This is a genomic window from Cupriavidus sp. 05N38 (assembly GCF_056397345.1).
Window position 1 is genome coordinate 158,912 of sequence record NZ_JBFTNF010000003.1, and the last position, 12,830, is coordinate 171,741.

General features: G+C 69.5%; 10 protein-coding genes. 6 read left to right on the plus strand and 4 right to left on the minus strand.

What is annotated here, in order from left to right; genetic code table 11:
• The first annotated feature begins 70 nt into the window (after positions 1–70).
• From AC1DK4_RS03860 to AC1DK4_RS03870, 3 genes are all read left to right on the plus strand, one after another.
• Positions 71–520, plus strand: coding sequence for a thioredoxin fold domain-containing protein (locus AC1DK4_RS03860; protein ID WP_441613777.1), 450 nt, complete (start codon positions 71–73; stop codon positions 518–520).
• A gap of 134 nt (positions 521–654) precedes the next feature.
• Complete coding sequence (locus AC1DK4_RS03865) at positions 655–1,194, plus strand: TlpA disulfide reductase family protein (RefSeq protein ID WP_441613778.1); 540 nt, start codon at positions 655–657, stop codon at positions 1,192–1,194.
• Between the two features lie 150 nt (positions 1,195–1,344).
• On the plus strand, positions 1,345–3,519 hold the full coding sequence (locus AC1DK4_RS03870; protein ID WP_441649713.1) for an ATP-dependent helicase: 2,175 nt from the start codon (positions 1,345–1,347) through the stop codon (positions 3,517–3,519).
• A 19-nt stretch (positions 3,520–3,538) separates the two neighbouring features.
• Here the strand turns inward: AC1DK4_RS03870 and cmdF are convergent, their stop codons facing one another.
• The 4 genes from cmdF to AC1DK4_RS03890 all read right to left on the minus strand — a co-directional run bounded on the left by cmdF (position 3,539) and on the right by AC1DK4_RS03890 (position 10,002).
• Positions 3,539–5,173 carry a tyrosine 2,3-aminomutase gene (gene cmdF / locus AC1DK4_RS03875; RefSeq protein WP_441613780.1) on the minus strand — a complete coding sequence of 545 codons (1,635 nt, stop codon included), beginning with the start codon at positions 5,171–5,173 and terminating at the stop codon, positions 3,539–3,541.
• 101 nt (positions 5,174–5,274) lie between these two features.
• Entirely contained in the window at positions 5,275–6,591 is a 1,317-nt protein-coding gene (locus AC1DK4_RS03880) for a sigma-54-dependent transcriptional regulator (protein WP_441613781.1), read from the minus strand.
• Positions 6,592–6,599: 8 nt separating this feature from the next.
• Positions 6,600–8,600, minus strand: a complete 2,001-nt coding sequence (locus AC1DK4_RS03885) for a sensor histidine kinase (protein ID WP_441613782.1) — start codon at positions 8,598–8,600, stop codon at positions 6,600–6,602.
• 100 nt (positions 8,601–8,700) lie between these two features.
• Complete coding sequence (locus tag AC1DK4_RS03890; RefSeq protein ID WP_477131417.1) at positions 8,701–10,002, minus strand: dicarboxylate/amino acid:cation symporter; 1,302 nt, start codon at positions 10,000–10,002, stop codon at positions 8,701–8,703.
• Positions 10,003–10,422: 420 nt separating this feature from the next.
• Here AC1DK4_RS03890 and AC1DK4_RS03895 point away from each other — a divergent pair, with 420 nt between their 5' ends.
• The 3 genes from AC1DK4_RS03895 to AC1DK4_RS03905 all read left to right on the plus strand — a co-directional run bounded on the left by AC1DK4_RS03895 (position 10,423) and on the right by AC1DK4_RS03905 (position 12,823).
• Complete coding sequence (locus AC1DK4_RS03895) at positions 10,423–10,743, plus strand: (2Fe-2S) ferredoxin domain-containing protein (protein ID WP_477131397.1); 321 nt, start codon at positions 10,423–10,425, stop codon at positions 10,741–10,743.
• 121 nt (positions 10,744–10,864) lie between these two features.
• Positions 10,865–11,509: an alpha/beta hydrolase gene (locus AC1DK4_RS03900; RefSeq protein ID WP_441613784.1), complete on the plus strand. Its 645-nt coding sequence runs from the start codon at positions 10,865–10,867 to the stop codon at positions 11,507–11,509.
• Between the two features lie 96 nt (positions 11,510–11,605).
• Positions 11,606–12,823 carry a D-alanyl-D-alanine carboxypeptidase family protein gene (locus AC1DK4_RS03905; protein WP_441613785.1) on the plus strand — a complete coding sequence of 406 codons (1,218 nt, stop codon included), beginning with the start codon at positions 11,606–11,608 and terminating at the stop codon, positions 12,821–12,823.
• Positions 12,824–12,830: the final 7 nt, after the last annotated feature.

The window sequence follows — 12,830 nt, forward strand, 5'->3', positions numbered from 1 at the left end:
CTCTTTGCAAACCTTGCCACCGGCGCCGCCATCGCCAAGCACGCGTGCGCGGCTGGCCGCGCGCGCCGCGATGCTCGGCGCAGTCCTGCTCGCCATCGGCACCGCGGCGATGGCCGCCTCCACGCACCTGCCGCCTGCCACGGACCTCGCCGCCCAGGCCGCGGCGGCCGCCAGCAGGGGCGAGCCGCTGGTCGTGCTGGTCACCCTGCCCGACTGCGTCTACTGCGAGACCGTGCGCCGCAACTATCTCGGCCCGCAAGCCGCCAGCGGCGAGATCGTCGCGCGGGAAATCGACATGACCTCGAATGCGCCCCTGCGCAACGCGGACGGCACCATGACCACCGCGCGCGAATGGGCACGCAGCCGCAATGTGGCGGTGGCGCCTACGGTCCTCTTCCTCGATGCACGCGGCCGCTCGCTGGCCACGCCGCTGCGCGGCCTGCAGCCTGACTTCTACGGCGCCTACCTGGAACAGGCGCTGGACCAGGCCCGCTCTGCCCTGGCAGCGACGCCGCGGTGAGCCGCGGTCCGGGCCAGGCCGCGCGGATTCCTGCGGCCAATCGCCGCACCCTTGGCGGCGCCGGAATTGCCTCCGGCAGCGCATCGGCGGGGGCAGTAGAATGAGAGCTTGTCTCTGACCTGTCGGCACGCATCATGACGACCTCGGCTTCCCCCTCGCCTTCCTCCCAGCGCAAGCTCTGGCCCGTCATCGCGGGCGTGCTGCTGGCCGCCGTGCTCGGCTGGTTCGGCTATCGCGCCATCGCGCCGGCCAACGCGGCGCCGCCGGCCACCTTCACCCTGCTGTCCGGTGAAAAGGTGAGTACCGCCGATCTCAAGGGCAAGGTCTACCTGGTCAACTTCTGGGCCACCAGCTGCGTCACCTGCGTCAAGGAGATGCCGGAAATGGTCCGCACCTACGACAAGTTCAAGGACAAGGGCCTGGAGTTCGTGGCCGTGGCGATGAGCTACGACCCGCCGATGTACGTGATGAACTATGCGCAGACCCGCAAGCTGCCGTTCAAGGTGGCGATGGACTCCGACGGCGCGGCGGCCAAGGCGTTCGGCGAAGTGCAGCTGACGCCGACCACCTTCGTGATCGACAAGGACGGCCATATCCTCAAGCGCTACGTGGGCGAGCCCGAGTGGGACGCGCTGCACAAGCTGCTCGACGGCGCCCTGGCCAAGGCCGCCTGACCGGGACCGCCCGGCCAGCGCCAGAGCCAGAGCCACCTTTTCCGCAAGCCTTTCCAGCCACATACCCGATGGCAAGGCCAGGCACGCAACGCCCCGGCTTGCACGCCTGGCCTGTATAGATATACAGTTACCGGCAGCTTTCCCCCGCCCATGCACGGCAGCGCACATGCGCGCGCCCGCATTCCTGAGGCCCCTGCCGTGTTACTCGATTCTTCCCCTGCCTTGCTGGATTCCGCGCCCGGCGACGCACTTTCCGCCGTGCCGCCTGCCCAGGCCACGCCCGCCTATCTCGCCAGCCTGAACCCCGAGCAGCGCGCCGCCGTGACGCACGAGGCGGCCGCGCCGCTGCTGGTCATCGCCGGCGCCGGGTCGGGCAAGACCAATACCCTGGCGCACCGCGTGGCGCACCTGGTGCTGGGCGGCGCCGATCCGCGCCGCATCCTGCTGCTGACGTTCTCGCGGCGCGCCGCCGCCGAGATGGGGCGGCGCGTCGAGCGCATCGTCGACCAGGCGCTCGGCAACCGGGCATCCGGCGCGGGGCGCGCCGCGCTGCACTGGTCCGGCACCTTCCACGCCATCGGCGCGCGCCTGCTGCGCGAGTACGCCGAGACGCTCGGCCTGTCGCCCAGCTTCACCATCAGCGACCGCGGCGACGCCGCCGACCTGATGAACATGGTACGGCACGATCTCGGCCTGTCGGCCCAGGCCTCGCGCTTCCCGCGCAAGGAGACCTGCCTGGCGATCTACTCGCGCGCGGTCAATACGCAGGCCCCGCTCGACGACGTGCTCAAGCAATGGTTTCCGCGCTACGCCATGTGGGCGGATGCATTGCGCGGCCTGTTCGCCGGCTACGTGGAGGCCAAGCAGAAGCAGCACGTGCTGGACTACGACGACCTGCTGCTCTACTGGGCCCAGGCGCTGGGCGAACCGGCGCTGGCGCAGGACATGGGCGCGCGCTTCGATCACGTGCTGGTCGACGAATACCAGGACACCAACGCGCTGCAGGCCACCATCCTGCTGGCGCTCAAGCCCGACGGCCGCGGCCTCACCGTGGTGGGCGACGATGCCCAGTCCATCTACGCCTTCCGCGGCGCCACGGTGCGTAATATCCTCGATTTCCCCACGCAGTTCTCGCCGGCGGCGGACATGGTCACGCTGTCGCAGAACTACCGCTCCACGCAGCCCATCCTGGCTGCCGCCAACGCGGTGATCGGCCTGGCGGCCGAGCGCTTCACCAAGGACCTGTGGTCAGACCGCGGCTCGGCCGAAAAGCCGGACATCGTGGTGGTCAACGACGAGGCCGACCAGGCCCGCTACGTCGCCGAGCAGATCCTGGCGCGGCGCGAAGCCGGGCTGGCGCTGATCGCGCAGGCCGTGCTGTTCCGCGCCGCCGACCACAGCGCGCAGCTGGAGATCGAGCTGGTCCGCCGCAATATTCCCTTCGTGAAATTCGGCGGCCTGAAATTCCTGGAATCGACCCACGTCAAGGATGTGCTGGCGGTGGTGCGCTGGATGGAGAATCCGCGCGACCGCATGGCGGGTTTCCGCGTCCTGCAGCTGATGCCGGGCGTGGGCCCCAAGACCGCCGCGCGCGTGCTCGACGCCATCGATGTCGCAACCGGGCCGCTATTCGCGCTCGAATCGTTCGAGGCGCCCCCGGCGGCGGCCGAGGCCTGGCCGCAGTTCGTCGCGCTGGCGCGCAGCCTGATGGCGCCGGCCGCGCCGTGGCCATCGGCCTTCGAGCAGGTGGTGGCCTGGTACCAGCCGCACCTGGAGCGCATGCACGACGACGCCCACGCGCGCGCCGCCGACCTGCAGCAGCTCGAACGCATCGCCGCCACCTACGCCTCGCGCGAGCGTTTCCTGACCGAACTCACGCTCGACCCGCCCGACGCCTCCAGCGACGAATCCGGCGTGCCGCTGCGCGACGAGGACTACCTGATCCTCTCCACCATCCACTCGGCCAAGGGCCAGGAATGGAAGGCCGTCTATGTGCTCAACGCCGTGGACGGCTGCCTGCCGTCGGACCTGGCCACCGGCACCACCGAGGAGATCGAGGAAGAACGCCGCCTGCTCTACGTGGCGATGACGCGCGCGCGCGACCACCTCGACATCGTGGTGCCGCAGCGCTTCTATGTGCACCAGCAGCCCGGCTACGGCGACCGCCACGTCTATGCCTCGCGCACGCGCTTCCTGCCCAACCGCGTGATGCCGCTGTTCCACAGCCGGGCGTGGCCACCGCCGCCGCCCGTGCCGGACGCGCCGGCCAAGGCGCCGCTGCCGAAGCTGGACCTCGGCAGCAAGATGCGCGATATGTGGCGCTGAGTCGCTGAGTCGCCGCGCCTCAGTGCACCGCGGCGCCCGCCGCGCGCACCACTTCGACCAGCGCACCCGCGCGCAGCGTCGCGGCGATGGCTTCGATGTCGTCGGTCATGTAGCGGTCCATCGCCAGGAAGGGCACGCGCTCGCGCACGAAGCCGAACACCGCGCGCCCGGCCGGCGACAGGTGCTCCACCGCGCCCGCCAGCTCAGCCGCCTGGCATGCCGCCAGCAGCTCCACGGCGAGGATGTACTGGTTGTTGTCGATGATGCGGCGCGCATTGCGCGCGCCGATCAGCCCCATGCTCACCACGTCCTGGTTGTCGCCGTTGGACGGCACGCTCTGGATGCTGGCCGGGCTGCAGATGGTGCGGTTCTCCGCGATCAGCGCCGTGGCCGGATACTGCGCGCCCGCGAAGCCGCAGCTCAAGCCCTCGTTGGCGGCCGCCAGGAAGGCCGGCAGCCCGTTGTTCAGGTGCGGGCTGAGCAGGCGGTTGAGGCGGCGCTCGGACACCACGCCGAGCTGGGTGGCGGCGATGGCCAGGAAGTCCATGGCGAATGCCACCTGCTGGCCGTGGAAATTGCCGCCGTGGAACAGCTCGCCGTCATCGAAGAACAGCGGGTTGTCGTTGGAGGAATTCAGTTCGCGCTCCACCACCGCGGCGCAGTGGCCCAGCGTGTCGCGCACCGCGCCCAGCACCTGCGGGATGCAGCGCAGCGTGTAGGCTTTCTGGATGAACACGCCGGTGCCGGTGTTCTTCTCGGCGCCGGCGCGCGTCTTCATCTCGCCGGCCAGCTGGCCGTGGCCGGACAGGCGCGTGGCGCCCGCCAGCAGCGCGCGCATATTGGCCGCGGACTGCACCTGTCCCGGATGCGGCTTGGCGATATCGTGGCCATGGGTCATGAAGGCATCGGCCGAGGCGTTGAGCCCCTCCAGCGCCAGCGCGGCGATGATTTCCGCCTGCGTCACCTGCGCGCGCATGGTCTCCAGCAGCAGGCACGACATGCCGGTCATGGCCGAGGTGCCGTTGATCAGCGCCAGCCCTTCCTTGTAGGCCAGCTTGATGGGTTCGATGCCGTGCTCGCGCAGGACCTGCGCGGTGGGCGCGGTGCTGCCGTCGGCCAGCAGGACCTTGCCCTCGCCGATCAGCGTGATGGCGATATGCGACAGCGGCGCGAGGTCGCCGCTGGCGCCCAGCGAGCCCACCTGCGGCACCGCCGGCGTGATGCCGGCCTCCACGTAGCGCAGCAATTGCTCGATCACCAGCGGGCGCACCGCCGAATAGCCGCGCGCCAGCGCATTGGCGCGCGCCACCATCATGGCGCGCACTTCCTCGCGCGCGAACAGCGGGCCCACGCCGGCGCAGTGGCTGCGCAGCAGGTTTTCCTGCAGCGCGCGGCCATGCTCGATATCCACCCAGTTGTGCACCAGTTCGCCGAAGCCGGTGGAGACGCCGTAGATCGGGATATTGGCCGAGGCCAGCTGCTCGAAGCGCGCCCGCGCATCGGCCACATGCTCGCGCGCCGCCGCGTCCAGGCTTGCGGCACTGGCGCCGCGCGCAACCTGCGCCACGGCGGCAGCGGTGAGTTGATGTCCATCGACCTGYACGGCCACGCCGGCCTCCGGGGTGGATGCGGGCTGGCGGGATACCTCGTTCATGGCTTGTTCCGGGTGATCTGTTCGGGGCACGCCGGGGCGATGCAGTGCCGCGCGGCGTGCCGGGCCCGCGAGTGTATCAAGAGATGAACGCGACTTTGCGCCTACAGCCCGTAGCGCTTGATCTTCTCGTACAGGGTCGCCTTGCCCACCTGCAGCAGGTCCGCCGCCTGGCTGACCGCGCCGCCGGTGCGCGCCAGCGTGTCGGCGATCACCGCGCGCTCGTAGTGCTCCATGCGCTCCTTGAGCGGCGTGGAATCGTCCAGCGCGTCGGCGCGCGCGCCGCCCTCCGGCACGCCCAGCACCAGGCGGTCGGCCGCGTTGCGCAGCTCGCGCACGTTGCCCTGCCAGGCGCGCTGCATCAGCGCCTGGCGCTGCAGCTCGGAAAGAATGGGCGCGGGCCGCTGGTAGCGCACCGCCGCTACCAGCATGAAGTGCTCGAACAGCGGCACGATGTCTTCGCGCCGCTCGCGCAGCGGCGGCAGCGGGATCGTCACCACGTTGAGCCGGTACAACAGATCCTGGCGGAACGTGCCCCGCGCCACCAGCGCTTCCATGTCGCCCTTGGCGGCGGCCACGATGCGCACGTCGATGGCGATCGAGGCATTGGAGCCCAGCCGCTCCAGCGTGCCYTCCTGCAGCACCCGCAGCAGCTTGACCTGCAGCGCCAGCGGCATGCTCTCGATCTCGTCGAGGAACAGCGTGCCGCCCGAGGCATGCTCGAGCTTGCCCACGCGGCGCTTGCCCGCGCCGGTGAAGGCGCCCGCCTCGTGGCCGAACATCTCGCTCTCGAAGATGGCCTCCGGCACCGCGCCGCAGTTCAGCGCCACGAAGGGTGCCTGGTGGCGCGTGGACAAGGTGTGCAGGCTGCGCGCCACCAGTTCCTTGCCGGTCCCGGTCTCGCCGTTGATCATCACCGGCACGTCGGTGGCCGCCACGTTGGCCACCAGCGTGCGCACCTGTTCGATCGCCGGCGAGCGTCCGATGATGCGCGTGCCCGCGGCCGGGCCGGCCAGCTCGCGGCGCAGCGCACGGTTCTCCAGTTCCAGCGCGCGGCGCTCCAGCGCCCGGCGCACGGTCTCGGTAAGGCGGTCCGCGCCGAACGGCTTCTCGATGAAATCGTAGGCGCCTTCGCGCATGGCCTGTACCGCCATGGTGATGTCGCCGTGGCCGGTGACCAGGATCACCGGCACGCCCGGGGCGGCATTGCGGCAGTGTTGCAGCAGGTCCAGGCCGCTGGCGCCGGTGAGCCGCACGTCGGTCACCAGCACGCCGGGAAACTCGGCCGACAGGTGCGGCATGGCGGCCTCGGCCGAGGGCAGCGCCAGCACATTGAAGCCAGCCAGCTCCAGGCTCTGCGCGGTGGCCTGGCGCACCAGGGGTTCGTCTTCGACGAACAGGACACGCAATCCGTCTTGCATGGCGATGCTCACTGGGTGTTGGTGGAGGAAGCGCCGGATGGCGCGGCGGCAGATGCGGAGGACGGCGCCACGGCAGCGCCGGGCAGCGTCGCGCGCCGCAGCACCACCAGGAATTCGGCGCCGCCCCCCGCACGGTTGGCCGCGCTCAGCTGGCCGCCGAACTCGCGCACGATGGAGGTGGAGATGGCCAGTCCCAGGCCCAGCCCCTGGCCGATTTCCTTGGTGGTGAAGAACGGCTCGAACAGCCTGGGCAAGGCGTCATCGGCGATGCCGCCGCCGTTGTCGCGCACGGCGATGCTGACCGTCTCGCCCTGCTCGCTGACCGCCACTTCCACGCAAGGGGCCGCCGGCAGGGCAGCCGCCAGCGCATCCAGCGCGTTGCCGATCAGGTTGAGCAGCACCTGCTCGAGCTTGAGCTCGTCGGCCCAGACCGCCGGGCCCGGCGGCGGCGACAAGCCTTCCACCTTCAGCGCGACCTGGCCCAGGCGCGGCGCCATCAGCGCCAGCACGTGGTCGAGCGCGGCGCGCACGGGCACCGCGTGGCGGCGCGGACGCGCCTTGCCGGCGAACAGCTTGAGCTGACCGGTGATCTTGCCCATGCGCGCGGTGAGATCGGCGATGGCGGCGAGGTTGTCGGTGGCGGCATCGAGCTTGCCGCGCTCGAGCAGCACGCGCGTGTTGTCGGAGAACGTGCGCAGCGCGGCCAGCGGCTGGTTCAGCTCATGGGTGATGCCCGCGGCCATCTGGCCCAGCGCCGCCAGCTTGCTGGCCTGCACCAGCTCGTCCTGCGCCGCGCGCAGCTCGCTTTCGGCGCGCGTGCGCTCGGCCACCTCGGCCTCGAGCTGCTCGTTGATCGCCATCAGGTCGGCGGTGCGCGCCTCCACGCGGCGCTCCAGCTCGTCGTAGGCGGCCTCGAGCAGGCGCCGGCCGTACTCGATGTCGCGCGCGCGCTGGCGGCGCTGGCGCCAGTTGAACAGCAGCAGGCACATGCAGGCGTAGGCCAGGGCCGCGCCCAGCGTGGCATTGCGCGCGCTGGCCAGCACCGGATCCAGCGCGGCCAGCACCTGCATGGTCCAGTCGGCCGGGCCCACCTTGCGGCTGACTTCCAGGTACCGCTCAGCCTTGCCGCCGGTGCCGATGCGCACCAGCCGCGCGCCCTCGCCCAGCACGGTCTGGCCGAGCCAGCGCGTGACCGGCGACTGCAGCGCGTCCAGCGGCAGCGGCTTGACCTCCTGGTCGTGGTACTGGCGCGTGCGGTCCAGCTCCGACTGCAGCTCGGGCGGCAGCGGGCGCAGCGTGCGGTACTGCCAGCCCGGCACGGAGGAAAGGAAGATCACGCCGTGGTCGTCGCTTACCATCACCGGCTCGGCGCCGCCGGCACCGGCACGCTGGAACCATTCCAGGTTGAGCTTGACCACGGTCACGCCCACCACGCGGCCGCCCGCCTTGACCGGCTGGGCGATGTAGTAGCCCGGCTCGTCGCTGGTCACGCCGATGGCGTAGAAGCGCCCGACCTCGCCACGCGAAGCGATCTGGAAATACGGCCGGAAGCGATAGTCGGTGCCGACGAAGCTGCCCGGCTCGTCATGGTTGCTGGCGGCCAGCGCGAGCCCGTTGGCGGCGATCACGTAGGTGGCCGAGGCGCGCGCGCGGCGGTTGACTTCAGCGAGATAGCGGTTGGCCGCCGCCACGCGCGTCGGGTCGTTGGGCGCGGCGAGCAAGTCGTGTACGAAGGGATGGAGCGAGACCAGCGCCGGCAGGAACTCGTAGCGGTCCAGCGTGCTCTCCAGCGTGGCCGAGTAGCGGTCGGCGCGCGTGGCCGTGCTTTGCTGCAGGGCGTCGATGCCGCGCTGCACCGAAACCAGCCAGGTCAGCGAGCACAGCACCAGCAGGCCGACGGCCAGTGCCGCGGCGAAGCCCCGCCAGGTGCCGCCACCATCGCCCGGCGCATGCACCAGGCGGGCGGAAGCGGGATCATGCACGGCGAGAAAATCGTCGGAATGTGGCATCGGCGCACGCGTTGGGACACGCGCCGATGATACCCGCTGGCGGGCGGCGCCGGCTGGCGCCGCCGCCCCGCCGGGGCCGCGGGGGCCGCCGGCGGCGTCCTCAGCGGACGCCGGGGCCGGCTTCGGCAAGTTCGGCCGTTTCATCGCCGCCACGGCGCAGCGCGCGATCGAGCTGCGCGCGGTCCAGCTCGTGCTCCCAGGCCGACATCACCACCGTGGCCACGCCGTTGCCGATGATATTGGTCAGGGCGCGGCATTCGCTCATGAAGCGGTCGATGCCGAGGATCAGCACCATGCCCGCCACCGGGATGTCAGGCACCACCGCCAGCGTGGCGGCCAGCGTGATGAAGCCCGAGCCGGTCACGCCGCTGGCGCCCTTGGAGGTGATCATCGCCACGCCCAGCACGGTGAGCTGCTGCAGCAGCGTCAGCTCGATGCCGGTGGCCTGGGCGATGAAGATCACCGCCATGGTCATGTAGATATTGGTGCCGTCCAGGTTGAACGAGTAACCCGTGGGTACCACCAGGCCCACCACCGACTTGGAGCAGCCGAGCTTTTCCAGCTTTTCCATCAGGTGCGGCAGCGCCGCTTCCGACGAGCTGGTGCCCAGCACGATCAGCAGCTCTTCCTTGATGTAGGAAACGAAGCGGAAGATGGAGAAACCCGTGAGGCGCGCCACCGTGCCCAGCACCACCACCACGAACACGATGGCCGTGAAGTAGAACGTGCCGATCAGCTTGAGCAGCGGCACCAGCGAGCCCAGGCCGTACTTGCCGATGGTGAAGGCCATCGCGCCGAAGGCGCCGATCGGCGCCACCTTGGTGATGACGTGCACGATGTGGAAGAACACCTTGGAGACCTGCTCGACGAAGTCGAACACGATCTTCGAGCGGTCGCCCATGGCCGCCAGCGCGGAGCCGAAGAACAGCGAGATCAGCAGGATCTGCAGGATGTCGCCGTTGGCGAACGCGCTCACCATCGTGTCGGGGATGATGTGCATGAAGAACTCGACCGTGCTCTGGCCATGCGCCTGCGTCACGTACTGCGAGATCGCCTTGGTATCGAGCGTGGCCGGATCGATGTTGAAGCCCACGCCCGGCTTGAGCACATGCGCGGAGATCAGCCCGATCAGCAGCGCGAAGGTGGAGATGATCTCGAAGTACAGCAGCGCCTTGCCGCCCACGCGGCCCACCTTCTTCATGTCGCGCATGCCGGCGATGCCGGACACCACGGTACAGAAGATGATCGGCCCGATGAYCATCTTSAYCAGCTTGATGAAGSCGTCGCCCAGGGGCTTCATGGCCACGCCGGTGGCAGGCCAGAAGTGTCCGAGCACGATGCCGACCAGGATGGCGAACAGCACCTGCACGTACAGGATCTTGTAAAAGGGTTTCCTCATGATGTCGTCCTCGGTGTTTTTGACCGTGCCCGCCGCCGCAGCAGCGGCAGGTTCGCGCACCCTTGTCGATGAGGGCGCGTCTGGCTTATATAGTTGCAACCGTCGTGCCAGCCATGTGCCTCGCGCCAAACCCCTGATTCAAAAGGAAAAACCCTGAAGCGCAGGCGCGAGCACTCCGGCTTTCCGGAAATCCGGAAAGCCGGCGTCCGGAGATCCGGAAGCGGGCGGCTGCCGCAGGTGCCCGCTACGCCACCCGCGGCGGCGCGCCGATGCACGCAGGCCACGCGCACGCGCGCAAAGCGGCGAAGCGGCCCGCGCGACCCCGTATAATTCAGGGCTTCCACCTGACCCCAGCGGCCGGCGCGCGCGCCGGGCATCCAGCTTCCTGGTGCCGCATGCCGCCCGACGCCCGCCAAGCCACGCATGAGCAGCTTCTATCAGCACCACGTTTTCTTCTGCCTCAACCAGCGCGAGGACGGCGCTGCCTGCTGCGCGGACCACAATGCCAAGGCCATGCAGGAATACGCCAAGAAGCGCTGCAAGGCGCTSGGCATCRCCGGCGGCGAAGGGCGSGTGCGGATCAACAAGGCCGGCTGCCTGGACCGCTGTGAACTCGGCCCGGTGCTGGTGGTCTATCCCGAGGCCGTCTGGTACACCTTCGTCGACGAGCATGACATCGACGAAATCATCGACAGCCACCTGGTGGGCGGCAAGCCGGTCGAGCGGCTGATGCTCGACCGCTGAGCCGCCGGTCCGCGGACACCCCGGGCCTGTTGAACCGTTGCAACCCGGGCGGCGCCCCGCCCGCGCCAGCCATCCCGTTGCCCAGCATTCCCGTCATCCTGTTTCCTGCTTCCCGTCTGCCATGAACGCGCATACCCAGGTACACACCATCGCCGGCCCGGCCGGCGCCATCGACCTCTCGGTCGACCTGCCGCAGGGCCAGGCCCCGCGCGGCCTGGCCCTGGTGGCCCATCCGCACCCGCTGTTCGGCGGCACCAAGGACAACAAGGTGGCGCAGACCCTCGCACGCAGCTTCGTGCAGCTGGGCTACGCCACCGTGCGTCCCAACTTCCGCGGCGTGGGCGGCAGCGCCGGCACGCACGACAACGGCGTGGGCGAGCAGGACGACCTGCTGGCCGTGGTGGACTGGATGCGCACGCAGACCGCCTGGTCGCCCGAGGCAGCCACGCTGCCGCTGGCGCTCGGCGGCTTCTCGTTCGGCAGCTACGTGGCCAGCCACGTGGCCAGGCGCCTGGCCGCCGCCGGCGCGCCGGTGCAGCGCCTGGCCATGGTGGGCACCGCCGCCAGCCGCTGGGAGGTGGCCGAGGTGCCGGCCGACACCATCGTCATCCACGGCGAGCAGGACGAGACCGTGCCGCTGGCCAGCGTGTTCGACTGGGCGCGCCCGCAGGAACTGCCGGTGATCGTGATCCCCGGCGCCGACCATTTCTTTCATCGCAAGCTGCACCTGATCAAGCAGCTCGTCGTCAATGCGTGGGACCAGTGACGCGTGCGACAACCGTGGCGGGGCCGGCAAGCTGCCGCCCGGCCGCGTCGCCTCAGGCACCCCTTCGCAACTTCTTCTTTGCCGGAAAACTGAAACATGTTGAATAGAGCCACGCCGCTTTTCGCGTCCGCCAACACGTCCACCCTGGTCGCCGCCGCCACCGCTGCCGTGATCGGCACCGCCTCGCTGCTGGCCGCGGCCCCCGTGCGCGCCCAGGGCGTGCCGATGCCGCAGGTGGCCGCCAAGTCCTGGATGCTGTACGACGTCACCAGCGGCCAGGCCCTGGCCTCGCAGAACGCCGATGTGCGCATCGAGCCGGCCTCGCTGACCAAGCTGATGACCGCCTACCTGGCCTTCGCCGCGCTCAAGGAAAAGCGCCTGACGCTGGACCAGACCGTGGTGCCGACCACCGTCGTGCTCAAGGTCAAGAGCGATGAATCGCGCATGTTCCTCGAGCCCAACAAGCCGGTCAGCGTGCAGGACCTGCTGCTCGGCCTGATCGTGCAGTCGGGCAACGACGCCGCACTGGCGCTGGCCGAGGCCGTGGGCGGCTCGGAAGAAGGCTTTGTCGCGATGATGAACCGCGACGCCCAGCAACTGGGGATGAAGAACACCCACTTCACCAATACCGACGGCATCCCCGACCCGAACCACTACACCACGGCCAATGACCTGGCCACGCTGACCACCCGGCTGATCAAGGACTTCCCCGAGTACTACAGCATGTACTCGCAGAAGGAATTCACCTACAACAAGATCCGCCAGCCCAACCGCAACCGCCTGCTGTACATCGATCCCACCGTGGACGGCGTCAAGACCGGCCACACCAAGTCGGCCGGCTACTGCCTGATCTCCTCGGCCAAGCGCCCGCTGGCCAATGTACCGAACGGTTCGCGCCGGCTGATCTCCGTGGTGATCGGCACCACCACCGAAAGCGTGCGCACGCAGGAAAGCCTGAAGATCCTGAACTACGGCTTCCAGTTCTTCGACACCCTGCGCCTGTACGACCGTGGCCAGGTACTGGCCACGCCGGACATCTACAAGGGCAAGGAATCCACCGTCAAGATCGGCGTCAAGGACGAGACCTTCATCACCGTGCCCAAGGGCACGGGTGGCCGCATCAAGCCGGTGCTGGAGCGCCAGGAACTGTTGCTGGCGCCGATCGCGGCCGGCCAGCAGGTGGGCACGGTCAAGCTGATGGACGGCGCCACCAAGGTGGCCGAGTTCCCGGTGGTGGCGCTGGAAGCGGTGCCCGAAGCGGGCTTCTTCGGCCGCCTGTGGGATACCATCCGCTTGTGGTTCAAGCGCAAGTAGGAGGGCC

What these genes read in the sequence shown, in the direction of transcription:
- AC1DK4_RS03860 (WP_441613777.1), top strand. Translation starts at nt 71, where the DNA reads ATGCTCGGCGCAGTCCTGCTCGCCATCGGCACCGCGGCGATGGCCGCC.
- AC1DK4_RS03865 (WP_441613778.1), top strand. Translation starts at nt 655, where the DNA reads ATGACGACCTCGGCTTCCCCCTCGCCTTCCTCCCAGCGCAAGCTCTGG.
- AC1DK4_RS03870 (WP_441649713.1), top strand. Translation starts at nt 1,345, where the DNA reads ATGCACGGCAGCGCACATGCGCGCGCCCGCATTCCTGAGGCCCCTGCC.
- AC1DK4_RS03885 (WP_441613782.1), bottom strand. Translation starts at nt 8,600, where the DNA reads ATGCCACATTCCGACGATTTTCTCGCCGTGCATGATCCCGCTTCCGCC.
- AC1DK4_RS03900 (WP_441613784.1), top strand. Translation starts at nt 10,865, where the DNA reads ATGAACGCGCATACCCAGGTACACACCATCGCCGGCCCGGCCGGCGCC.
- AC1DK4_RS03905 (WP_441613785.1), top strand. Translation starts at nt 11,606, where the DNA reads ATGTTGAATAGAGCCACGCCGCTTTTCGCGTCCGCCAACACGTCCACC.